This window comes from Planktothrix tepida PCC 9214 (genome assembly GCF_900009145.1).
Lineage (GTDB): Bacteria > Cyanobacteriota > Cyanobacteriia > Cyanobacteriales > Microcoleaceae > Planktothrix > Planktothrix tepida.
In genome coordinates this window covers 525842-549455 of sequence record NZ_LN889782.1, presented here as the reverse complement: position 1 = coordinate 549455, position 23614 = coordinate 525842, and the positions used below count along the sequence as shown (strand labels likewise).

Genomic DNA, 23614 nt, shown 5'->3' with positions numbered 1-23614 from the left:
CGCATTAAACCGCATGAAAGTTGCTTATCTGATTAATCAATATCCTAAAGTCAGTCACAGTTTTATTCGTCGGGAAATCTTAGCCGTTGAAGCTCAAGGACTGGAGATCAGTCGGTTCGCAATTCGTTCTTTAGAATCCGAATTAATTGATCCGGCCGATCAACAGGAATCTGAAAAAACTCGGTTTATTCTGAAAGTGGGGATTTGGGGTTTACTGAGTCATTTATTACAAGTTGGACTCACTCATCCTCAACGTTTATGGCAGACAGGAAGATTAGCATTAAAATTGGGTTGGGGTTCAGAACGAGGTGTTTTCCTACACGGTATTTATCTGGCTGAAGCTTGTGTTTTATTCCATTGGTTATCTCAAGACAAAATTGACCATCTTCATGTTCATTTTGGAACTAATTCCGCTACCGTTGCGTTATTATGTCAAGCTTTAGGAGGCCCCCCTTATAGTATGACGATACATGGGCCGGAAGAATTTGATAAGGTGAGCGCGATCGCATTACCGGAAAAAATCAAACGCGCTCAATTTGTAGTAGCCATTAGTTCCTTTGGAAAAAGTCAATGTCAACGCTGGTGTGATTATCAAGATTGGTCAAAAATTCAAATTGTCCATTGTGGTGTTGATCCGATGTTTTTGGATCATCCTTTTGTTCGGTTACCTTCAGAACGTCGCTTCGTTTGTGTCGGTCGTTTAAGTGAGCAAAAAGGTCATTTATTGTTGGTAGAAGCCGTTAACCAACTGGTCAAGGCTGGATTTGAGTTTAAATTAATTTTTGTGGGAGATGGCCCCCTGCGTCCAGAGATTGAACAATTAATTAATCGTTTTGGGTTAGAAAATTATATTGAAATTACAGGTTGGGCAACCAATACTCAAGTCCAACAACAGATTTTATCCTCCCAGGTGTTTGTATTACCCAGTTTTGCGGAAGGCTTACCCGTTGTTCTGATGGAAGCCTTGGCTTTATCTCGTCCGGTGATTAGTACCTATATTGCTGGAATTCCTGAATTGGTTGAACCGGGGAAAAATGGTTGGTTAGTTCCTGCTGGGTCTTTAGAGGATTTAACCCTAGCTCTCAAAACCGCCTTAACAACTCCTATAGAAGAATTAACAACAATGGGCAAATTCGGAGCCCTGAAAGTGGCTGAACATCACAATATCGACATTGAAGCCCAAAAACTCATTCGCTTATTTCAAGGAGACTCAATCCTCAATCCTGATCTGAAACCGTAAGGGGTTGTCAATCGAGGAAAGGTGTGTTATATTAATAAGTTGTGCGGGCGATTAGCACAGTGGTAGCGCACTTCCTTCACACGGAAGGGGTCACAGGTTCAAATCCTGTATCGCCCATTTTGACGACAAACCTATAAACCCTTCAGTGTAAAGCAATTGCGCTACCACTGTATTAATAGCCCTTGCTTGTATCCAGTTAGTTACTCTTCAAGGATACAAGATAGATACAAGTTTGACAGTAACCCTTCACATCACCTTTACCCTTACCGGGGCGCTGTCAACTTTCAGATTTACTTCCAGTTCTGTTACTTTCCGGGAAGCAAAACTAGAAAATAAGATGCTAAAACTTCAATAAAAAACACCAAAATCATCAGAATATTGGCCATCCCAAACTGATAAACCATTAGGAAATACTTTGATTAAGTCTTTCCCCTGACGGGGAATTGTTGCAGTGTATTGCTGCAATTTTTTCCAATCAGACAAAGATAGTTTTTCCTGGGTTTTTAAACAATCAATTAGATCGGCTCCATCTCCCCATCTACAGACGGCTGAAAGTTGCTTTTTGTTAATAAAACTAAACTTTTCTGCTACAGATTCAAACTGTAAATCTCGCCTTAATTCTTGAATCTCATCTTGACCTGTTTGCTTATTCTTTTGGGCAAAATAATTTTTCAGTAGATTTAAATAATTATCAGAGTTTAATCCATATTTTTTAATCAATTTAGAGGAAAATTTAGCAAGAGATTGATAAATCTGATCAGGGAAATTATCACAATTCAAGATCAACACTTCTCCGTTCTCTAATAACCCTTCGCGATTGCATCTTCCCCCTCTTTGAATCAGGGAATCGAGAGGACATTCTTCACTCAATACGATTGGGTAATCAATATCAATTCCTGCCTCTACAATCTGTGTAGAAACACAATTAATATCAGAAGACTTGATCAGATTAATAACCTGTTTGCGGTGCGCTACACACATCCGAGAGGACAAAGGAACCCATTGATACGGTTGTTGATGATTGAATATTTCAAAGGCTTCCTGAGCAGTTTTTGTAGTATTAACGATGACTAATTTTTTCTGGAGAATGGTGCTAATTTCCTGCCAAGATATATTTTTACTGATAAATTGATAGCTACAACGAGACAGATTTTTAAACTGATTAACTAATTTTTCCTGGGGAATCATATCAATATGGGGGAGTTGAAAGCCATTTAAATTAGGTGCTGTAGCAGACATTAATACAACTGAGCATCCATAATTTATAACTAATTCATTTAAGACATTAGCAATAGAAGGTAAGAATTCAGTGGGTATTGTTTGATATTCATCAATCAGGATGACCCGGTTCATGATTCCGGCTAATTTTCTGCATTTGGAAGCATCATTAGAAAATAGGGATTCAAAGAATTGAATCGCAGTAGTTACTATAACCGGACTATCCCAACGTTGAGAAGATAAACGATAGGCTATTTCTTCTCCATATTTTGGGATAAAGTCAGAATGATGCTCTAATACTGCTTCATCTCCCAAGACATCCCGATACACTTTGGCTGATTGGTCAAGGATAGATTTGAAGGGTGCAACGTACAAAATTCCATCCATATTATGATGGTTACAATGCTCAACAGCAAACTGTAAAGAAGTTAGTGTTTTCCCAATTCCAGTTACTCCAATTAACCGATAAATATTTTTACTAGATGTTGCATACTGAATGACCAGAGAGCGAAAATTTTCCCTCTCCTGAACAATTTTTGACTGGTTTTGAGAAGGAGGCAAAATTGCGAATTGCAACAAACTGGATTTTGTTTTAAATTCTTCCTTTTGGGAGTTTTGGTATTTTAGCTCAAATTCCATCGCATCTAATCTGTCGCTATCCACTAAAACGGAAAACAACATTCTAATAGCTAACTCTTTTTCACAACCTTTAACCGTTAGATTAGGTAGATTAGTTAGGTCAGGAAATAACCGCTTTAAGCATTTATCCCAGTGTTTTGAATTTTCAAAAAAATCTCTATCTACAGCAGTGTTTTTTAGCTTCCCATGATGCGACCGAATGATGTAGACCAATGGGTGAGTATCATCTTCTGCTGTGAGTTCATATACTGTTCTTGCTCCTTCAGAGGAATGAAAAACTGTACTTCCTCCCTCTAATAAGTATTTTTGCCAAGATTTCTTGGCTTTACCTAAATCATGGAGCAGTCCCCCATAGTATCCAAGTTCCTTGAGAAATTCTGGGAGGCGTTCTCGTGACTTCGCTGCAACTCCCTCTAGGTGTTCAATTAAAGGCTGTTTGATTTCTGTCCCTTTTATTTTCCTTGCAAACATTTTTATCTTGTGTTAGTTTATACTCACTTTATGACAGTATAGAACATGAAATTAAAGGTATGGGGTGACTTGGCATTGTTTACTCGCCCCGAAACAAAAGCAGATCCGTATTCCTATCGTGCGATTCGTTTAACCTAAAATAAGCTGAAAAGCTTATGGGAAGGTTAGCCTAACTGTCTAAACAGTTAGTGACAACTGATTACATTTATGGGTGAAATTCTGTGAATTAAGTCCCATCCCTCAAGTGCTGAGGTGAAAGCATAACCCCTAGTTTACTAGGTAGCAACTAACAGACTAAAGCGGGGTTAAAAGGTAGAACTACTGGTAGCCAAATCTGGTAACTATCGAGCAAGAAGTTCATGCGTAGCGTAAGCAAAGATGTGTCCGAACCATCGTGATACGAAATGGTGTAATGGCTAAATCAAGATAAAACTTGATAAACACCAAGCCAAAAGGCAAGGAAAGGGCATAAGCGGTTGATAGCCCGACTTATTAGCACAAGCCCAATAAACCCGGTGGAGAGCATCACGCTAAAGACTTCAAACAAATATGTAATCGGAACGAAGTAACCCCTAATTATCTCTGGTAAAAAGGTCGATAACCAGTAAGTAGCTAACGAATGGTAACTAGGGGAGGGATGGTATCAAAAGCGAATGCCCTTGGTAATGCAAGGGATATGCTGACAGATACTCGGTAATTCCAAAGAAATAGAACAAGTAGCAATGAATAAATCTAAAACGCTGAATAAAAATCAGACGGTGGAGTGGAAAGACATCAACTGGCGCAAGCTAGAACAGGTGACTTTTAAGTTGCAAAAGAGAATATTTCGAGCGAGTGAACGAGGCGATGTTAAAGCAGTTCGCAAACTTCAGAAGACCCTGATTAGGTCTTGGTCGGCAAAATGTATCGCGGTACGTCGGGTAACACAAGATAATCAAGGCAAAAATACCGCAGGTGTGGATGGAGTCAAATCTCTAACACCAAAACAACGGATGAACCTTGTAGGACGATTAAAGTTAACAGGTAAGGTAAAACCTACTCGTAGGGTAATAATTCCCAAACCCGGAACAACCGAAACCCGTCCATTAGGAATACCCACAATAAACGACCGTGCATTACAAGCGTTAGTCAAACTAGCGTTAGAACCAGAATGGGAGGCTAAATTCGAGCCAAACAGTTATGGTTTCAGACCAGGACGTTCCTGTCATGATGCGATTGATGCAATTTATAACAGTATTAAGCAAAAAGCTAAATATGTGCTAGATGCTGATATATCAAAATGCTTCGACCGGATAGACCACAAGGCATTAATCTCCAAAATACAAACATACCCCACATTAAGCAGACAAATTAAATCATGGCTTAAGGCAGGGTATATGGATGGAAAAGAACTTTTTCTTACCAATAATGGTACACCGCAAGGGGGGGTAATTTCACCCCTACTTGCGAATATTGCCCTACATGGTATGGAAGAACGAGTCAAGCAATATGCAGAAACTCTAAAAGGGCAAAAATCGGTTAACCGTGAATCCCTTAGTCTAATCCGATATGCTGATGACTTTGTGATCATCCACAAGGATTTAAACGTTGTCAAAAAGTGTCAAGAGATAATCGCCGAATGGTTAAGTGATATGGGACTGGAATTAAAACCCAGTAAAACAAAATTAACCCACACCCTCGATAAAATTGATGGAAATGTTGGGTTTGAGTTCCTAGGGTTCCACATTCAACAGCACACAACAGGAAATTACAGAAGTGCTAAGAATTCCCAGGGAACACCACTAGGTTTTAAAACAATAATCACACCCTCAAAAACAAAAATCAAGACTCATCTTATCAAGATAGCTGAAGTAATAGACAATCATAAGACTGCGCCTCAAGCTGCTTTAATTAGTCAGCTGAATCCAATTATTAGAGGCTGGTCAAACTATTATTCAACAGTTGTTAGTAAAGAAACCTTCTCAAAGGTTGACCATCTAACTTATGACAAACTGAGAGCTTGGGCAAGAATGAGGGGAAAAGGGAACATCAATAAAAACAAATACTGGAGAACAGTAGAAGACAGAAATTGGTGTTTCAGTACAGAAGATGGATTAGAATTACTCACCCATAGCAGTACGCCAATCGTAAGGCATACAAAGGTCAAAGGTGAAGCTAGTCCGTTTGATGGAAACTGGACTTATTGGAGTAAGCGACGAGGCGAATACCCAGAAACACCTACCAGGGTTTCCAAATTAATCAAGAAACAAAAAGGTATTTGTCCTCACTGTGGTCTGTATTTTACAAGTACAGACATTGTGGAAGTTGGGACACAATCAAACCAATATCATTAGGTGGAAAGGATACCTATGATAATCTGCAACTTCTACACAAACATTGTCACGACATAAAAACGGCACACGACGGTTCCTTAATCAAGAATCACGACAATAAACCGTTTTGAATCGTACCTATAACAAAGGTGGAATTATCAAGGAGCCGTGTGAGATGAAAGTCTCATGCACGGTTCTGAAGGAGAGGTAGGAGTGGTAACGCTCCTATCGACTCTAACCAATCCTAACGCCATCGGCAGCAGAGGGAATCCTAAAGGCGATTTTCTGGAAACCGGAAATAACCTACAGTATCCAAACGATCACGGTATTGAATCCGATTCGGTATCAATCCCTATTCCGTAATATGGGACAAAGCAAAATTGCTGTTTCCACGGTCAAAACCTGGGCCACTCAAAACCCCTCTGGACGGTATTTGATTAATGAAGATAGATCCCAGCGAAATCATGTTGTTCTAAAAAATGTGGCTTACATCATAGATTTCAGCTTACACCTAACAACAAAAGCGACAGAACCCATAGATAAATATTATGCTATCTGTTCTAGAAGAATTGAACGAGGACAATGCTTTAAACAACCTTGTTTAGGTGTGCGGGAATTCACCGCTAATTTCAGTTTTCCTGATGGGAATGAGCAAATTCATCCTGAACTCTTGGGGACGTTTAACTTCGGACGAATCCTGAAGAAAATGCACTTTATCCAAGATCCAAAAGGGAATGTGGAATGGAAAGATAACGAATCTCAGAAGATTATTAAAGGTCGTGTTTTAGCTGAATTCTTTGAAGCCATTATGCGTGATGGGGTCGTGAGATGTTAGCTGAACTTTATGAGTTTTCAAAACAGCTTCAACTTCCTCCTGTGGGTTATTCAACGAATACTGCTCATTATAGTATTGACCTGGAAACAAGCTTAATTTCCCTCCTGCAAACAAAAACAATTAAAATCGGGAAGAAAGAAGATAAGGTTTTCTTTAAGCCGGGTGAAAAACTGATTCTTCCTAATCTCAATCGTAATGGTGTAGCTCCTCTATTAATTGCTGATACGGGAGAATATTTATTTGGCATTGGGTCAAGTAAAGATACCCATAAAAAAGTATCCAGCTATTTAGAACTCCTGCAAGAATGCTGGCAGGTGACATCAGACCCGATTCTGGAAAAGGTTCTAAAATTTATTCAGGAATCTACCCCAGAATCTATTATTTCTCAGCTTGAAACCCTGGGAAATAAGCCACCCAAGGACAAAAAGCCGGGTGAGTCGGAACGGTTTGTTTTCTATTATCAAAACCCGGAAACAGAACAAGCTGAACTTGTCACCAATCGTCCCAGAATTCAACAGTTTTGGAGTCAACATTTCCTATCTAAACAGACAAAAAAAGCGGGTAATTGCATTATTACAGGTCAAGAAACGCAAGTTTTAACCCATATCCTACCCGGCAAACTTAAAGGCATTCCAGGGGGTCAATCAACGGGTTCTGCTATTTCCAGTTTTGATAAGTCAGCGTATCAAAGTTGGGCATGGGATAACTGTCAGAATGCACCCATTGGAATTGATACCGCATTAGGGTTTTTAGGAGGTGTGGAAATGTTGCAAAGTAATCCCAGACATCATCAGAAGTTTGGGAATCAGATGTTTGTTTTTTGGGGAAATCAGAACCAAGAAGGCATCAATCCTGAGTTTTGGCAAGATGTTCAAGCCTGCCGTTTAAAGGGTTTAATTCAAGGCATTAACACGGGGAAAAGTTTAAATACCCGTCATTATTCCAGCAAGTTTTATCTGGGTATTCTTAAAGGGAACATGGGGCGGGTTGCCATCAACAAAATTGACTCCATTTCCCCGGATGCAATTGCAGATAATGTTGAACAGTTTTGTCAACTTCAACAGTGGTTTGAACAATGGATCAAACCGATCTGGGTTTTCCGTAAGGCTGCGTTCTTTGATCCCAATAAAGAACATACGGAAGTGATTGATACTGCCTTGATTCAATTTGCATTATTAGGGAAAGAACTTCCTCAAATTTATGCCAAGAAAGTCATTGATAGAATCTGTGCGGAACAGGACACTTTTGCATCTTTTGACCGGGCAAAAGCTTTATTTTTCTATACCCAATATCCCAATATGAACGACCCAAATGATCAAATTGCCTATCAGTTAGGACGGATAACTTTCCTAATGCACATGGCACAAATAAAAGCACGAAAACAGGAGAAAGAAGATACTAATGTTACCCGTTCTCTGAAAACACTTTCTACAACTCCCTCTCAAGTTTTCGGACGACTTTATCAAGGGTGTTATGCTCATCACCTTTTGGAAGAAGAAACTAAGTACATTAAACTTCTATTAGATGAGGAGTTCCGAACTATTTCTCCTGACAATTTACCCGACAATTTTACCCTCCGTCAGCAATCCTTATTTTTTGTAGGATTTGCTAAGAAACGGGCTGAGTTTTTTACCAAAAAATCCAATAAAAATAACGAGGAAGAATAAACTATGTTACACTTTGATCCTTCTAAAAAACACGATGCAATTCTGTTAGTTGATTGTCTGGACGGTAATCCTAACGGCGACCCAGATGCAGGAAATCAACCCCGAATTGACCCAGAAACCAGACATGGTTTAATCAGTGATGCTTGTATGAAACGGAAGGTTCGCAACTATGTTAGACTGACGAAAAAGGGAGAGGTCAATTATAAAATTTTTGTTGAAGAAGGCAGCGTCTTAAATGAGAAAATTGAGAAAGCTTATTCAGAGTTAAAAATTGAAGTCAAGAAAAAGGAATCAACGTCTGACCAACAAGAAAAAGCTCGAAACTGGATGATTGAAAACTTCTATGATATTCGGATGTTTGGGGCGGTGCTTTCTACGGGTTTAAATGCGGGTCAAGTTTGGGGGCCATTACAAATTTCTTGGGGGCGCTCTTATGATCCAGTTTTGCCTATTTCTGCTACTATTACCCGGTGTGCGGCGACGGAAGCTAAGGAGAAAAAAGACAATAAAACGATGGGACGGAAAGAGTTAATTCCTTATGGATTGTTTAAGATTGAAATTCATTATAACCCGGGTTTGGGCGGTAAGGTTTCTAGTGATGATCTCCAATTGTTCTGGGAATCATTATTAAATTGTTGGGAATTTGATCGCAGTTCTTCCCGTTCTTCAATGAATTGTCGTGGCTTATTTGTGTTTACCCATGATAGCAAATGGGGAAATTTTCCTTCTCATAAATTGTTTGATTTGTTGTCAGTAGAAAAACAATCTGATATCCCTCGAAGTATTAATGATTACGAGATTAAAATTGATGGGCAAATTCCTGATGGTGTGAATCTCTGGGATATTAATCAATAACCAGAACAACCCCTTTTTATAGGGATTGAGAATTTAAACAATACTTCGAGGTGTGGGAGAAACAGCCTGAACCTAACAATCCTCAGTTATAGGGATTGCGAATTGAAACAACCCTTAGCTGTTTTTGGGCGTTTATGCCAGAACCCTTATTCTGTATGAGTTCTGGCATTTATTTAAAAAATAGGTTGGCGCAATCTGTGTAAGGCTTAATCTGAAAGGGATTCAAGGATTTTTTTTTAATACAAATTTGACAAATAATGGGAAGATTTGCTATTATTAAATTAGATTGGCGGAATTGCACCTTGAAAATTAAATATCACAGGGGTTCCAGCAGCCTGCTATAACAATCCTCAGCAATGGGGATTGAGAATTGAAACTAATGAATTTCTAGCAATCAGAATAGGACTAGCCGATAACAATCCTCAGCAATGGGGATTGAGAATTGAAACAAAAATTCCCACTAGCAGGAGGGTATTCAATATTGGTTAAATAACAATCCTCAGCAATGGGGATTGAGAATTGAAACTTTTCTTGTCTGAAGGCATAAATCCGATAAAATCCTTCACATAACAATCCTCAGCAATGGGGATTGAGAATTGAAACTTGACTCATAGGTTGCTCCAAAATGTTAATTAATCATTATAACAATCCTCAGCAATGGGGATTGAGAATTGAAACTTGAAATACAGAAAGGACTAAACCCCTCGCGGTGGTGGAGTATAACAATCCTCAGCAATGGGGATTGAGAATTGAAACAAAAAAACAAGAAAAAAAGGCAGAGGCAGCAAAACCATAACAATCCTCAGCAATGGGGATTGAGAATTGAAACAAGGATCAACCATTCCAACAAACTATCAAACGAGGGATAACAATCCTCAGCAATGGGGATTGAGAATTGAAACCCTATCTCACTCAATCAGATATAGACCGCCTTGAATAACAATCCTCAGCAATGGGGATTGAGAATTGAAACATGATATCTATCAAGCTCGTAAAGATTTAATTGCCTATGTATAACAATCCTCAGCAATGGGGATTGAGAATTGAAACTTATTTTCTTGCTTTGATTTTAGCAACATCTCCTATAGAATAACAATCCTCAGCAATGGGGATTGAGAATTGAAACTCTAGCCAGTGCGATCACTCCTGAGTTAATAAATCATAACAATCCTCAGCAATGGGGATTGAGAATTGAAACTACTCTCTTCTCCTCCAATGTTTTCTAAACTCATTGTTGATAACAATCCTCAGCAATGGGGATTGAGAATTGAAACGTTAACACCTATAATGAACAAGGAAAATCTCGTCGATAACAATCCTCAGCAATGGGGATTGAGAATTGAAACCAGATTTTATAATAGAGTCACCTGGGTTAATCCCTATAACAATCCTCAGCAATGGGGATTGAGAATTTTAAAACTAGATTTAGGGGATTGTGCTAGAATCTGAATTATGATAACAATCCTCAGCAATGGGGATTGAGAATTGAAACTATTTTGGGATGCCCATATAAAATTCAAGGAAAAATAACAATCCTCAGCAATGGGGATTGAGAATTGAAACCAGAATCAGACACTATTTTGAATTTCTTGAATTAATTTAGCATAGGTTTCCGCAGGGCGATCGCCTAAATGATCCTCAATTTCCCGTTCTGTTCCGCGATTAAAATCAATACTAAATAACCCAAACCTGGGCGTATAAGACCCCCATTCATAATTATCTGTTAACGACCAGTGCATATATCCCAAAATCGGAATATTTTCCTTTAATAACTGTTGAATTTGGCGCAGATGGGCTTCTAAAAATTGACTGCGGTGCAGTTGGTCAGAACGACGAGTTGCAATACTATTATCCGGTTTTCGACGTAACGCCATGCCATTTTCAGCAATTAAAATCGGGAGGTTATATTCCTGAGCATAATATTTACAGAAAAACGATAATCCTTCAGGGAGCGCTCGCCAGTCCCACCATTTACTCGTAATTCCGGTCATTAACCAATTTCTAATTCCTTTAGTTTTAAATTCAAAATCAGAAAAAGACGGTAAACGGAACGTATGAGCAATAAAGGGATCATAATAATCTATAGCGAGATAATCATAGACTTTTTGGCGAGGAGAAACCATTAATTCTTGCCAATAATAGTCTAAATGTTTAATATCAAAGGTTCGATGACCAATGCGATTTCCCATCCAACGGGCTAACCGTCCCAATTGATAGGGAATATCTTTACGAAAGGGTAAAGAAGCTCGACGCAAAGCGGTTTCTAAATGTTTGGCTTGAGCATAAACATAATTTCTGAGTTCCTTAGGCTTGACTTTCCTGGTCTGGGTATCTAACAAATCCCAAATCACTTTTTCTGACCAATATAAATCACTACAATAGGTGTTTAAGGTCACAAGCGGTTTTGTCCATCCATATTTTTCATAAATATCATGAACTGCATTATAGGCGCGAATATGAGCCGCCAATAAATGATTATAAGCTTTCCAAACCGCTAGAATTCCCGTAAAATTCCCAGAGGGAAATTGACCGCTTAGATAGGTATTTAGAACTAAAATATTGGGTTCATTAATGGTAATATACCAATGAATCGGAGGTTGTTGATAGTAATCCGTTAAACGTTGGTTAATATAGGTAACAGTAACGGTCACATAGTCAATAAAACAATCAATGGTTTCTGAGGATAACCAAGCATCAATTCCTAACCAAGCGGGATGGGTAAAGTGATGTAAGGTGACAATAGGTTCTAAGCCATATTGACGACAAGTCGCGATGCGTTCTGCATAGTCATCTAACACCTGAAAATCATAATTGGGGGCGGGAGAAATTTCCGGGGTTGTTGTGGGTTGAATGCGACTCCATTCTAATCCTAAGCGGAAAGAATTTAAGCCTAATTTTTGACATTGATTAAAGTCTTCTGGGTAACGAGTCCAAAACTCAGAAGCGTTCCCAGTTCGCATGACTCTGCCTTTTTGTTCACTCTCTGACCAATTATTTTGGGGTTGTCCAACACCATTATACCCCCCTTCACTTTGATAACCAGACGTAGCAACGCCCCATAAAAAGTTACTTTGACCAGTCAAAATAAATACTCCTTTTGGTAATATTGAAATAAAATTAATTAATGCTTAGTTTGTGATAAGATATGTTCAGCAATATTGAGAGCCGCACGGGGTTCTCCTAATTCTAACGCAGCCGTTTGCATTTGGGATAAACGTTCAGAATGGTTTAACAAAAACTTTACACAAGGCGCTACCATTTCAGGTAATCTTAACTGAACTCCTGCACCTGCGGCGACGATTAAATCCGCATTCCATTCTTCTTGACCGGGAAAGGGATCAACAATAATCATCGGTGTTCCTCGTGCTAACACTTCACTAACAATTAATCCCCCTGCTTTGGTAATCACTAAATCACTCGCCACCGCTAAATCATCAACATAATCAATTAATCCTAATTTTCGTAATTCTATATCTGGGGTAGAGTCTAATTCGGCTAAGGAATCTAACAGTTGTTCATTGCGTCCGGCTGCTACAATTAATGTACCCGTTTTCAGGTTATCCATGAGTTGAGAAACCATCAAACGCACCCGTTTATAATGTAACCCTCCTCCAAATATTGTAACAACAGGTTTGTTAGTTGGCAGATCATGACGTTCCCGCATTTCCACTTGAGATTTAGGTTCTAATATCTCCAGTTTAATCGGTATTCCAGTAACATGAAGAATTTCAGGGTCTACTCCCCGTTTAATCATGAAATCAGCCGTTAAATCGTTGGGTAAATAATAACCATCGACTTCTTTATTAATCCAACTACTGTGAGCAATTACATCAGTAATAACGACATAATGAGGTTTTGAAATCCGTTCTTCCTCTTCTAATAATTGTAACAAGCGGCTAGGAATTTGTTGAACGCAAACAATCGCATCAGGATTCACTTTTTCAATAAAATGTCGCAGCTTTCTAAAAAAAACTCGTTCTAATTTAGCCGTAACAATATTTAATTCTAACGACCGTTCTAAATCTTCTAAATCCGTTCCTTCATAATAAGCGCGATAAATTTGAGGGGCTTTTTCGCTTAATTGTTTATAAATACTGGTAACGGTATTACGATAAATAGAACTCGCATAATCTAACGCATCTTCTACGGTAACAGTGACATCAGTAAAATGGGAAAACGCTTGATTTAAGGCTTTAGCAGCACTATTATGTCCAGCCCCTAAAGACGAGTACAATATCAAAATATGAGTCATAATGAATTAAGAATTGTTAAGGCTAAATTAAGGTTAATTTAACTCAGTATAGATATTTCTATTATATAGCAGGGAACAGCGTAACAGAAAGAAAAATATTTCACCGTCCTGGGTTTAAGCATCAGCTTATGTCAATGACCCGATTTACGCAACTGCTATTACTGTATTGTGTTGAAATAGTTGAGAAAATCCATCGTAGGGGCGGGGTTTTCCCACCCGGATATTAATCAAAAGAGAGACGTTAAATCAAACGTCTCTACTGTTTAACGTTCCATTGCTTCTACAGACTTAGAAACCCCTGCGGTTAACACCTCATACCCTTCAGAAGTGACTAATACATCATCTTCAATTCTCACCCCTATTCCTCGCCAACATTCGGGAACTTCTGGTTGTCCTTCAACAAGTTTAATATTAGGAGAAATATAAATTCCGGGTTCAATGGTTAACACCTGTCCGGGTTGTAAAGGTTGTGGATTTTCACCCCATTGATACACCCCCACATCATGCACATCTAACCCTAACCAATGTCCGGTTCGGTGCATATAAAACGGTTTATATTTTTCTTCTTTAATGATTTCCTCTATATCCCCTACTAATAATCCTAAATCCATTAACCCTTCCACTAAAACCCTCACGGCTGTATCATGAATATTTTTATAAGGATTTCCGGGTTTTACTTGTTCAATAGCAGCTAATTGAGCCTTTAAAACCAGTTCATAAATAATTTTTTGTTCCGGGGTAAATTTACCCCCTACTGGAAAAGTTCGAGTAATATCTCCATTATAATATTGATAACAACATCCGGCATCAATTAACAGTAAATCATTGTCTTGCATTTGACAATTGTTTTCAACATAATGCAAAATACAAGCATTTTTTCCAGACGCAACAATCGAAGGATAGGCAATGGTTCCGCCATTTAAGCCAAAAATATGTTCAATTTCCGCTTGAATTTCATACTCATATCGTCCGGGTTGAGCAAATTCTAAAGCATGGTTATGGGCTTTCACCGATATTTCTGTCGCTTTCCGCATTAATGCTAATTCCGCCTCACTTTTAATTAAGCGCATGGGATGTAAAATCGTACAAACATCCTCAATTGCAATCGGCCCCGTGCCATGTTTAGGATATACTCTTAATAAGCGTTGCCAATGTTTTAAAATGGTTTCATTGAATTTTTCATCCCGTCCTAAACGATAATAAATCCGTTCAGCTTTTTGTAAATATTGAGGTAATTTTTCATCTAATTCATTAATCGGATAAACTTCATCCGCTCCATACAGTTCTTTGGCTTTTTCAACTCCAGTAATATAACCTGACCAGGTTTCTTTTTCCGGGTCTTTCGGTTGCACAAATAAAATATATCGATGTTCTTCATGATGGGGAGCTAAAACTGCAACCGCATTGGGTTCATTAAACCCGGTTAAATAGAAAAAATCACTATCTTGGCGAAAATTATATTCAACATCATTGTGCATCACAGCCATTGGCGAACTTCTAAAAATAGCCGTTCCCTGCTTCATATTTGCCATTAATTGTTCTCGTCGTTGCCGATATTCTGCTTGAGTAATCATCCTTAATATCTCCTACAAATCGTAGTGAGGCGTGAACGCCTCAGAAATTAAGCCCTGAAGGGCTTACTACGGTTGGATAAAAAACAAGGGTAAGCAATGCTTGACCCTCGTTAATTTTAGGTTAATTTTGACAGAAATTGAGATTAAAGAACAACCGCAAACCGTTCTTTTTCAGGAACTTCTGTGTACTCAGCCACAATTTGCCGGAATTCATCGCCATCAATGGTTTCTTTCTCAATTAAAAGATCCACTAACCGATCAATCACTTCCCGATTATCCCGAATAATTTGACAAGCTTGCTGATAACAATGTTCGGCAATAGTCCGAATTTGAGCATCAATGCGAGAGGCAATTTCATTAGAATATTCCGTGCGAGTGGCAAAATCTCGACCTAAGAACACTTCCTGCTGAGATTCTAGCGATAACGGCCCTAAATCGGACATTCCGTAACGAGTCACCATCTGGCGGGCCATACCTGCAACCTGTTGTAAGTCGCCTCCTGCACCCGTCGTCACTTCCGAATCTCCGAAAATAATATCTTCGGCTGCCCGTCCTCCCAAAGCTCCGCTAATCCGCGCTAGGATTTGAGAACGAGAAATTAACCCTTGATCTTCATCGGGGGTAAACCAAGTTAACCCCTGAGCTTGACCCCTGGGAATTAAGGTTACTTTCTGTACCGGATCATGGTCTTTGAGCAGAGTTCCGACAATAGCATGACCAATTTCATGATAAGCAATTAATCGTTTACTCTTGCCATCAATTAAGGGGGTTCCTTCCATCCCGGCAATCACCCGATCCACCGCATCATCAATTTCTAACATGGTGATGCCTTCTTTGCGACGACGGGCCGTTAAAATCGCCGCTTCGTTGAGCAAGTTGGCTAAGTCAGCCCCGGTAAACCCTGGAGTCCGACGGGCAATGGCTTCTAAGGACACTGCCTCAGAAATTTTCTTATTGCGGGCGTGAACTTCCAACACCGCTAAACGACCTTTAATATCCGGGGCGTCAACAGTAATTTGACGGTCAAAACGACCCGGACGCAGTAACGCAGAGTCCAGAACATCAGGACGGTTGGTCGCGGCAATAATAATAATTCCCGTATTGCCTTCAAACCCATCCATTTCGGTTAACAATTGGTTCAGGGTTTGTTCGCGTTCATCATTTCCCCCACCAATTCCAGCCCCCCGTTGACGACCAACGGCATCAATTTCATCAATAAAGACAATACAAGGGGCTGTTTCTTTGGCTTTCTTGAACAAATCACGAACCCGGGACGCACCCACCCCGACAAACATTTCCACAAATTCCGAACCGGAGATACTGAAGAAGGGAACACCCGCTTCCCCGGCGATGGCTTTAGCTAATAAGGTTTTCCCAGTTCCTGGGGGGCCAACTAATAACACCCCTTTGGGAATTCTCGCCCCAACGGCGGTAAACCGTTCGGGTTTTTTCAGGAAAGTGACAACTTCTTGTAATTCTTCTTTGGCTTCTTCCACCCCAGCCACATCATCAAATAAGACTCCGGTTTTGGCTTCCATTTGGAATTTAGCTTTGGACTTGCCAAAATTCATGGCTTGACCAGGGCCACCCGGAACATTATTAGACCGACGGAAGAGGAAGAATAAACCAGCAATTAATAAAATAGGGAAGATCAGATTTCCTAACAATCCCCATAAAGCACCATCATTGCGAGGGGGATGGCTATCAAAACTAATTTGAGATGCCCTTAACCGGGCGATCAATTCTGGAGCATTATTGGGTAAGTCCACCCGCAACCGTTGAATGCGGTTATCCAGTTGGGGATCAACAGCATCGACAATGGCTGTACGACCGCCATCATAGAGTTCTACACTGGTAACACGACCAGCCTCTAAATAATCTAAGAAACGACCATAGCTCATGCGGGTGCTGGCGGTGTTTTTACCAAATTCTGCGGGTGCAGTGGCAAAAGCTCCTTGCCAGACAAAAAACCCGATGACCAAAGCGGGTAAAGTCCAAAGGAGTATTGTTTTCCACGACGTCTTCATAAAGTGCGTTGCTCTAGGTTATGGGGTATTGAATGTACAGATGCAGTGCGGGTGGACTGCGATCGCATTTTGTTATTCATAATCTTAACTAAATTTAACTTAAGATTTGGGCATCAAGCAACTCACTCACTTCAATTTGTGCTAGGGGCTCGATAGGGGACGTCAAGAGTTAGCCATCCGTTACCCCTTTCGAGATACAATAACTCAGGCTAAACCCGCACGATTGACCCAAACCCCTGACCTTCTGTGAAAGGATAGGTGAATTCAAGACTAGAAATAAACCGTCCATGCAATGATGCAGCTTTCAAGAAGACTCAAACGGTAGGGTTAGGCTGCTGAGTATTGTCTGATTCAGTAGGACTAACGGGTTGTCGTGCGGAGGACGGCTTTCCCCTGATAAGGGGGCTGAGAGGGTTTCTCCAGAAATGGCTCCTGCTCCTGAGAAGTTCTAAATTGTGCCTGATTTTATAAGTGGAATTTCCACTTTATATTTATATTGTCAACAGGTCAGGGATGAAATTGGCAACAGATAAGGCATTATAAATCTTGAATCTCCGTGAGGTAACGTATTCCGATGCAAGGTGGTAATAAACAGCCCGGACAACCAGCAGCCGCAGCCGCCGCTGCTTCAATGCTGAATCGGCAAACAACGCCGACAAGCGGTAAAAAAACGATTTTAAGTCTTGATTTAGGGCGGACATCAACGAAAGCCTGTACCAGTCGTAACCCGAATGAAGTTGTTTTCATTCCCTCTAATATCAAAGCCCTAACGGTGGATACCGCCAGAGGTGGTGGCTTTGAGTCCAAAAATACTGATCCCCTGCTCGATATTTGGGTAGAATATCAGGGCATGGGTTATGCCGTCGGTCAACTCGCGGCTGACTTTGGAGCAGCATTATTTAAAGATGGTTCCGATTCTCCTTCCAAAGTTGATGATGCTTTAATTAAACTGTTTGCTTGTGTCGGCTACTTCAAGCTACAGGGGGAGATCGATGTCGTTCTAGGTCTACCCTTCTATTCTCAAGCCCAATTTGAGCAAGAAAAAGAACATATCACTCGGTTACTCATTGGTACCCACGAAATGTTCTATCGGGGTGAGCAGATCAAAATTACGGTTACGAATGTTCGCGTTATGCCCGAAGGCTATGGCAGCTTGATTTGGCTGGAAGCCCAAGGTGGCAACTCAGTTCCCAATTTCGCGGATCTCTCCGTCGCCATTGTGGATGTCGGTCATCAAACCACTGATTTCTTAACCGTTGATCGGTTCCGGTTTGCTAGAGGGGTTTCCCAAAGTGATACCTTTGCGATGGGTAAATTCTATGAAGAAGTGGCGAGTAAAATTGAAGGGGCCGATAGTCAGTCTCTCTATTTACTCGAAGCCGTTCACAAACCCGCCGGAGAACGGTTATATCGTCCTCGTGGAGCCGTTAAACCGTTTAACTTAGATGATATTGTCCCCGAATTACGGAAAAATTTCGCCCGTGATTTATCTGATCGCGTTGTCCGATGGCTCCCTGAACGGGTGACGGATGTTGTTATCACCGGAGGGGGTGGGGAATTTTTCTGGGAAGACCTGCAACCCCTACTGAAAAACGCAGGTCTGAGAGCACATCTGGTGCAACCTTCGCGTAAATCTAATGCTTTAGGGCAGTTTGTCTATGGTGAAGCTCAGTTAACCCGACGTTAATTCCCCTCGTTAAACCCGTCCTTGATTCCATTCACATCGGTTAAAAAATGGAAAAAGGATGGGTTTAATTTTTTCCAAACCCCCTCAAAATTCTGATACACTAACAAAGGTGGATCTGGTTAATTATTTTTTGATCTTAAATTTTCCAGGCTCCAAAATTAGTCATGGGATAACAATAGGTCTGGATTTCTATTATGCTGTGGGCAAATCGTAAACAAACTCAGTCAGTCACATTCACCGAAGATGCAGCAGATCAGACATTATTAGATGCGATTGAGACCGAATTATCGCAGGCAAAATATCAAACCTTTAGTAATCTTTGTAAACAAGCTCTTTGGCAATTTTTATTAATCTCTCGTTCCGAATCTCCAACTCCTCCTTCGGCAAATTCTACCCCGAATCCTCCTCAAGTTTTACCCAATTTGCAGCGCGTTGAAGAGCGGTTATTTGAAATTCAAAATAAATTAACAGATTTAGAAAAGAAAGTATTAACGGAAGAGGGAACTCCAACAGACCGTTTGGATGTTCAACTTCATCAGTTAACCCAACAAATGACTCAATTACAAATCTCTATTAATCAAAAATTAACTGAAATTGCTACCGGTTTAGAAGCGGTTCAATCTCAACCTCAATCTATACCTGTAATTGTTACAGAATCAAATCCGTTCCCAACAGATCCAGAACCTGTTTCTAAAGAAGCAATGGAAGAAGCTGATCCGTTACTTAAACGTTTAGGTTCTTTATTAGATGATTTTTAGGGGAATTACGAATTACGAATTACGAATTACGAATTACGAATTACGAATTACGAATGGGTAATAGAAAAAAAATCTACTGTTTATTATTTATGATTCCCCACTTTTTAGGAGGATAAACTCTCCTAATATTTGACGTTGAGCTTTTAATAATTCTTGAATTCCTAATTCTGCAACATTCAAAATTTTATCTAATTGTTCTCGACTAAAACTCCCTAATTCAGCCGTTCCTTGCAGTTCAATAATTTCTAATTCTTCCGTCATCACTAAATTAAAATCGATGTCAGCAGCCACATCTTCGGTATAATTCAAATCTAAATAAGGTTCTCCTTCTAATAACCCCACAGAAATCGCTGCAATTTGATGACAAATCGGTAATTGTTGAAGTTGTCCTTTTTGAATTAATGAATTTAAGGCATCTACTAACGCCACAAACCCCCCTGTAATGGCTGTGGTTCGGGTTCCAGCATCGGCTTGAATCACATCCGCATCAACGGTAATGGTATATTCCCCTAATGCTTTTAAATCGAGCGCGGCTCTTAAACTCCGTCCAATTAATCGTTGAATTTCTTGGGTTCGTCCTGATAATTTTAAAAATTCTCTCGGTTGACGTTGTGGAGTTGCTCCGGGTAACATTCGATATTCTGCTGTTAACCACCCTTGTCCTGTATTCTGTAAAAATTTAGGGACTCCCGGTTCAATACTAACACTACATAAAACTTTTGTATCTCCACTTTTCGCTAAAACAGAACCCGGGGAAAAGCGAGTAAAATTTCGTTCAAAACTCACAGGACGGAGTTGATTGGGTTCTCTATGATCAGGACGTTTCCACATAATTATTAACAGTAATTGTAGTAAGCTTTTCAGGGCTTTATCAATCTATTCTTACTTAAGACGTTGACAAATCTCTTGATAAATTTGTTCGGGAGGTTGCTCCCCATTCACATCTAAAAGATGACCTCTAGGTTCATAATATTCTAAAATCGGAATAGTCCGTTGATAAAATAATTCAATTCGGCGCTCAATAATTCCCAGTTGATCATCCGCACGCGATCGCTCTAAAGAACGGTTTTTTAACACTTTTTCTGGAACATTCAAATAAATGACCCAATTTAACCGTTGGTCTAAATCTTCTAATAAAAAATCTAATTCTTCTGCCTGAAATGCTGTGCGGGGATAACCATCTAAAAGCCAACCCTTTGCTACATCAGGATCTAACAATTGTTGACGGACAAATTGAATCATGATTTCGTCGGGAACTAATTCCCCTTGTTCAACAAAGGGTTTAGCTTGTCGGCCTAGTTCTGTCTGAGCCCTGATCTTTTGTCTCAAAATCTGACCGATATCTAAGCAAGGAATACCCAAATAGCTGCATAGCAGTTTGGCTTGAGTTCCCTTTCCGGCTCCCGGCCCCCCTAGAATTACCAGTCTCACAATATTTAGCTCCTCCGATGTTGAAATCTGACCCTTATTAAAATCACTGAATTTAATTCCTGAAATCCCAAAAATCAATCTAACTTTATGATCTATTGTCCCCCTTTAACCATTGTCGAAACTGAAGTCGGATTTAATAAAAATGAGGCTCCTTTTTGAGTAATTTCTTCAGAAAGATAAATCTGTTTTAATGTCACTAAGCCATCATTAATATATAAATCTCGTACCATTGCCTTTTCCCCGCTATTAAAAATAGTCTCATAAAAGATTTCTTTAATTCCTGTAGAAATAATTAATTTTAAACAGGAAATACAAGGTTCTAAGGTAACATAAATACTGGCTCCCCCACAAGAAATTCCATGTTTCGCGGCTTGAGCGATCGCATTGGCTTCAGCATGAACCGCACGAGAGGGTAAAACTGGACTGGCATCACAGGTACTTAACCCCGGATAGCAATAGCCCTGAGTCGTGCAGTGAATGGAACCGGAGGGCGAACCATTGTAACCCGTAGCAACGATTTGTCGATCTTTAACAATGACTGCACCCACCGGAAACACTAAACAGGTCGAGCGTGTGGCGACCAGTTTAGCCATCATCATAAAATACTCATCCCAAGTGGGTCGTAGGGGCGGTTGATAGGTTTCAGGTGAATTTTCCATACCCATAAAACAGTAAAAATTAGTTGAGTTTTGCGGATGTTAATCCCGTAGACCCAAATCCATTATCGCGTCTTGTGGTATCACTTAACTGTTGAACTTCTTCAATCTCAACCTGCAAAACAGGTGCAATTACCATTTGAGCGATTTTCATTCCTTTAGTAATATTAAAGGATGTTTTACCATGATTGATCAAAATCACTCCAATTTCTCCCCGATATCCCGCATCAATGGTTCCAGGGGTATTCAAAACGGTGATTTGATGTTTCAAAGCCAACCCACTTCTGGGCCGAATTTGGGCTTCTGTTCCTAGGGGTAATTCAATGGCAATTCCAGTCGGAATTAATTGACTTTCTCCAGGTTCAATTGTTGTATCAGCTAGGGAAAATAAATCTAATCCCGCATCCCCAATATGAGCATATTGAGGTAAAATTGCTTCTTCTTTCAGTTTCAAAATGTTTAATTTCATAAATAGGGAATAGGGAATAGGAAATAAGCTGACAACTGATAACTGATAACTGATAACTGATAACTGATAACTGATAACTGAATTACGGTGCAAGTCGAGCTTTTCCAAGGCGAGTGTGTTCATACCATTTAGCAATATCAGGAACCCAGTCTTCCACATGAGGCCACATTAAATCACAGAGTTTTTGGATTTCTAACTGAGCATCTTTTTTAAACCGTAAATCCAGAAAATGTAATAACGCCCTTAAGGTAAAACTGACAACAAAATGTTGACGATAATCAAAGGGAACTTTTCCCCGTGCGTGTTCTTCGGACATTCCGTTTTCAATATCAATTTTATAGCGTTTTGCTGCTTCAAAACACCAGTTTAAATCCTGTTGGCGCTGTTCAGGAGAATAGTAATATTTTTTCCCTTGGCGATCGCTATAATAACCCACTGGACGTAAATAAAAAGCTTCTTCAATATCTACTTTTCCTTCAGCAACAGCTAATACTTTTCCAGAAGTATAGCGGTACGATTGACAATCAAAACTAATCCCTATCCTGTGAGTTCTCGCTTGCTGCATCACACTATGGGGAAAATAACCACAATTAAACACAATTTGACAGTGTTCTAACGGCCCATAATGTCCCCGTTCACCCGCTAATAAACGCTTAACAATGATTTCCCCAGCTTTGTCTTCAGACGGCCAAGATTCTCGTTCCTCAACAACAAACTGATCGCTATAATCTTGGTGCATTGCAGCGTAAATCACCTGCTGAGGAAAGGGAGTTTTAGCAATTACTTCTACACGAAATCGATCCATTTTTGATCACAACCAACCCAATTAAACACTTTACAATTTTAAGCCTTTAACATTAAAGCACCAAATGGATCAATTTAAGTTATTTTTAAGATTAACCACAGAATTCTTAATTATGCTTTCCGACAAATTTACCGAAGCCTTAGTTTATGCAGCGCAACTCCACGCCACCCAAATTCGTAAAGGTTCAGGAGTGCCTTATATTGCTCATCTGTTGGGAGTTGCCAGTATTGCTTTAGAATATGGGGCTAACGAATCAGAAGCGATGGCAGCCCTTTTACATGATGCAATTGAAGACCAAGGAGGTGCTAAAATTCGAGACGAAATTCAACACCGTTTTGGGGAAACCGTCGCCCAAATTGTTGAAGGATGTACCGATACTGATATTACCCCTAAACCTCCTTGGCGACAACGAAAAGAAGAGTATATTGCCCATATTCCCCACGCTTCTGCTTCGGTGCGGTTGGTTTCTGCGGCTGATAAACTCTATAATGCTCAATCGATTTTAAAAGATTATCGTCAAATCGGGGAGAATTTATGGCAAAGATTTACAGGCAAAAAAGAAGGAACTTTATGGTACTATCGATCCTTGGTAGATGCCTTTCGTCAAGTGGAATCAACACCTTTAGTTGAAGAATTAGATCGGGTTGTTTCTGAGCTTGAACAATTAGTTAAACTGGCTGATTAACGCTGAAAAAAAATTATTCTATTTTAATGGATT

Annotated in this window: 18 protein-coding genes, 1 tRNA gene, 1 pseudogene and 1 CRISPR repeat array; of the genes and pseudogenes, 10 read left to right on the top strand and 10 right to left on the bottom strand. The window is 39.8% G+C overall.

The genetic code is table 11. From position 1 onward, the window contains the following. The first annotated feature begins 13 nt into the window (after nucleotides 1-13). Complete coding sequence (locus tag PL9214_RS05345) at nucleotides 14-1240, top strand: glycosyltransferase (RefSeq protein ID WP_072717790.1); 1227 nt, start codon at nucleotides 14-16, stop codon at nucleotides 1238-1240. Nucleotides 1241-1285: 45 nt separating this feature from the next. Further along, nucleotides 1286-1357: transfer RNA gene (locus PL9214_RS05340), tRNA-Val, on the top strand. Nucleotides 1358-1588: 231 nt separating this feature from the next. Here the strand turns inward: PL9214_RS05340 and PL9214_RS05335 are convergent. Next, complete coding sequence (locus PL9214_RS05335; protein ID WP_072717789.1) at nucleotides 1589-3568, bottom strand: CRISPR-associated helicase/endonuclease Cas3; 1980 nt, start codon at nucleotides 3566-3568, stop codon at nucleotides 1589-1591. 45 nt (nucleotides 3569-3613) lie between these two features. On the opposite strand from PL9214_RS05335, the gene cas5 reads away from it, so the two are divergent. From cas5 to cas7c, 5 genes and pseudogenes are all read left to right on the top strand, one after another. Continuing rightward, nucleotides 3614-3706, top strand: a complete 93-nt coding sequence (gene cas5 / locus PL9214_RS30465; RefSeq protein ID WP_139294968.1) for a CRISPR-associated protein Cas5 — start codon at nucleotides 3614-3616, stop codon at nucleotides 3704-3706. Between the two features lie 584 nt (nucleotides 3707-4290). Further along, a pseudogene (gene ltrA, locus PL9214_RS05330) lies at nucleotides 4291-6011 on the top strand (group II intron reverse transcriptase/maturase). 110 nt (nucleotides 6012-6121) lie between these two features. Next, nucleotides 6122-6715, top strand: a complete 594-nt coding sequence (locus PL9214_RS05325) for a type I-E CRISPR-associated protein Cas5/CasD (RefSeq protein WP_083579889.1) — start codon at nucleotides 6122-6124, stop codon at nucleotides 6713-6715. After that, nucleotides 6709-8382 (top strand): type I-C CRISPR-associated protein Cas8c/Csd1, encoded by a 1674-nt coding sequence (locus tag PL9214_RS05320; protein ID WP_072717787.1) that lies wholly within the window; start codon nucleotides 6709-6711, stop codon nucleotides 8380-8382. Before PL9214_RS05325 ends, PL9214_RS05320 begins: the two co-directional genes overlap by 7 nt. 3 nt (nucleotides 8383-8385) lie before the next feature. Beyond that, the gene (cas7c, locus tag PL9214_RS05315; protein WP_072717786.1) at nucleotides 8386-9237 is read left to right on the top strand and encodes a type I-C CRISPR-associated protein Cas7/Csd2; all 852 of its coding nucleotides are present in this window, start codon (nucleotides 8386-8388) and stop codon (nucleotides 9235-9237) included. A gap of 340 nt (nucleotides 9238-9577) precedes the next feature. Continuing rightward, nucleotides 9578-10800: direct repeats of the CRISPR family, unit length 37 nt; unit sequence ATAACAATCCTCAGCAATGGGGATTGAGAATTGAAAC. Nucleotides 10801-10805: 5 nt separating this feature from the next. Here cas7c and PL9214_RS33385 read toward each other — a convergent pair. The 4 genes from PL9214_RS33385 to ftsH2 all read right to left on the bottom strand — a co-directional run bounded on the left by PL9214_RS33385 (nucleotide 10806) and on the right by ftsH2 (nucleotide 17090). Next, a complete protein-coding gene (locus PL9214_RS33385) occupies nucleotides 10806-12320 on the bottom strand; it encodes a glycoside hydrolase family 1 protein (RefSeq protein WP_072717785.1) in 1515 nt (504 codons plus the stop codon). A gap of 38 nt (nucleotides 12321-12358) precedes the next feature. Continuing rightward, nucleotides 12359-13489: an MGDG synthase family glycosyltransferase gene (locus tag PL9214_RS05305; RefSeq protein ID WP_072717784.1), complete on the bottom strand. Its 1131-nt coding sequence runs from the start codon at nucleotides 13487-13489 to the stop codon at nucleotides 12359-12361. Nucleotides 13490-13752: 263 nt separating this feature from the next. After that, nucleotides 13753-15063 (bottom strand): aminopeptidase P N-terminal domain-containing protein, encoded by a 1311-nt coding sequence (locus PL9214_RS05300; protein WP_072717783.1) that lies wholly within the window; start codon nucleotides 15061-15063, stop codon nucleotides 13753-13755. 143 nt (nucleotides 15064-15206) lie between these two features. Continuing rightward, complete coding sequence (gene ftsH2, locus PL9214_RS05295) at nucleotides 15207-17090, bottom strand: ATP-dependent zinc metalloprotease FtsH2 (protein ID WP_072717782.1); 1884 nt, start codon at nucleotides 17088-17090, stop codon at nucleotides 15207-15209. A 574-nt stretch (nucleotides 17091-17664) separates the two neighbouring features. On the opposite strand from ftsH2, the gene fcmB reads away from it, so the two are divergent. Both fcmB and fcmC read left to right on the top strand, forming a co-directional pair. Further along, on the top strand, nucleotides 17665-18777 hold the full coding sequence (fcmB, locus tag PL9214_RS05290; RefSeq protein WP_072717781.1) for a filament morphology actin-like protein FcmB: 1113 nt from the start codon (nucleotides 17665-17667) through the stop codon (nucleotides 18775-18777). 194 nt (nucleotides 18778-18971) lie between these two features. Further along, nucleotides 18972-19535 carry a filament morphology membrane protein FcmC gene (fcmC, locus tag PL9214_RS05285; RefSeq protein ID WP_072717780.1) on the top strand — a complete coding sequence of 188 codons (564 nt, stop codon included), beginning with the start codon at nucleotides 18972-18974 and terminating at the stop codon, nucleotides 19533-19535. 87 nt (nucleotides 19536-19622) lie between these two features. Here fcmC and rph read toward each other — a convergent pair whose 3' ends face one another. From rph to thyX, 5 genes are all read right to left on the bottom strand, one after another. After that, entirely contained in the window at nucleotides 19623-20369 is a 747-nt protein-coding gene (gene rph / locus PL9214_RS05280; protein WP_072717779.1) for a ribonuclease PH, read from the bottom strand. Between the two features lie 48 nt (nucleotides 20370-20417). Continuing rightward, complete coding sequence (locus PL9214_RS05275; RefSeq protein ID WP_072718667.1) at nucleotides 20418-20966, bottom strand: adenylate kinase; 549 nt, start codon at nucleotides 20964-20966, stop codon at nucleotides 20418-20420. Between the two features lie 92 nt (nucleotides 20967-21058). Further along, nucleotides 21059-21625 carry a deoxycytidylate deaminase gene (locus PL9214_RS05270; RefSeq protein ID WP_072718666.1) on the bottom strand — a complete coding sequence of 189 codons (567 nt, stop codon included), beginning with the start codon at nucleotides 21623-21625 and terminating at the stop codon, nucleotides 21059-21061. A gap of 19 nt (nucleotides 21626-21644) precedes the next feature. After that, complete coding sequence (gene dut / locus PL9214_RS05265; protein ID WP_072718665.1) at nucleotides 21645-22091, bottom strand: dUTP diphosphatase; 447 nt, start codon at nucleotides 22089-22091, stop codon at nucleotides 21645-21647. An 82-nt stretch (nucleotides 22092-22173) separates the two neighbouring features. Beyond that, entirely contained in the window at nucleotides 22174-22896 is a 723-nt protein-coding gene (thyX, locus tag PL9214_RS05260) for an FAD-dependent thymidylate synthase (RefSeq protein ID WP_072717778.1), read from the bottom strand. Nucleotides 22897-23008: 112 nt separating this feature from the next. On the opposite strand from thyX, the gene PL9214_RS05255 reads away from it, so the two are divergent. Continuing rightward, nucleotides 23009-23581 carry an HD domain-containing protein gene (locus tag PL9214_RS05255; protein WP_072718664.1) on the top strand — a complete coding sequence of 191 codons (573 nt, stop codon included), beginning with the start codon at nucleotides 23009-23011 and terminating at the stop codon, nucleotides 23579-23581. The last annotated feature ends 33 nt before the right edge of the window (nucleotides 23582-23614 follow it).

Coding starts and splice junctions, on each gene's coding strand:
- PL9214_RS05345 (WP_072717790.1), top strand. CDS start 14: ATGAAAGTTGCTTATCTGATTAATCAATATCCTAAAGTCAGTCACAGT.
- PL9214_RS05335 (WP_072717789.1), bottom strand. CDS start 3,568: ATGTTTGCAAGGAAAATAAAAGGGACAGAAATCAAACAGCCTTTAATT.
- cas5 (WP_139294968.1), top strand. CDS start 3,614: ATGAAATTAAAGGTATGGGGTGACTTGGCATTGTTTACTCGCCCCGAA.
- PL9214_RS05320 (WP_072717787.1), top strand. CDS start 6,709: ATGTTAGCTGAACTTTATGAGTTTTCAAAACAGCTTCAACTTCCTCCT.
- cas7c (WP_072717786.1), top strand. CDS start 8,386: ATGTTACACTTTGATCCTTCTAAAAAACACGATGCAATTCTGTTAGTT.
- PL9214_RS05305 (WP_072717784.1), bottom strand. CDS start 13,489: ATGACTCATATTTTGATATTGTACTCGTCTTTAGGGGCTGGACATAAT.
- PL9214_RS05300 (WP_072717783.1), bottom strand. CDS start 15,063: ATGATTACTCAAGCAGAATATCGGCAACGACGAGAACAATTAATGGCA.
- ftsH2 (WP_072717782.1), bottom strand. CDS start 17,090: ATGAAGACGTCGTGGAAAACAATACTCCTTTGGACTTTACCCGCTTTG.
- fcmB (WP_072717781.1), top strand. CDS start 17,665: ATGCAAGGTGGTAATAAACAGCCCGGACAACCAGCAGCCGCAGCCGCC.
- fcmC (WP_072717780.1), top strand. CDS start 18,972: ATGCTGTGGGCAAATCGTAAACAAACTCAGTCAGTCACATTCACCGAA.
- PL9214_RS05270 (WP_072718666.1), bottom strand. CDS start 21,625: ATGGAAAATTCACCTGAAACCTATCAACCGCCCCTACGACCCACTTGG.
- dut (WP_072718665.1), bottom strand. CDS start 22,091: ATGAAATTAAACATTTTGAAACTGAAAGAAGAAGCAATTTTACCTCAA.
- thyX (WP_072717778.1), bottom strand. CDS start 22,896: ATGGATCGATTTCGTGTAGAAGTAATTGCTAAAACTCCCTTTCCTCAG.
- PL9214_RS05255 (WP_072718664.1), top strand. CDS start 23,009: ATGCTTTCCGACAAATTTACCGAAGCCTTAGTTTATGCAGCGCAACTC.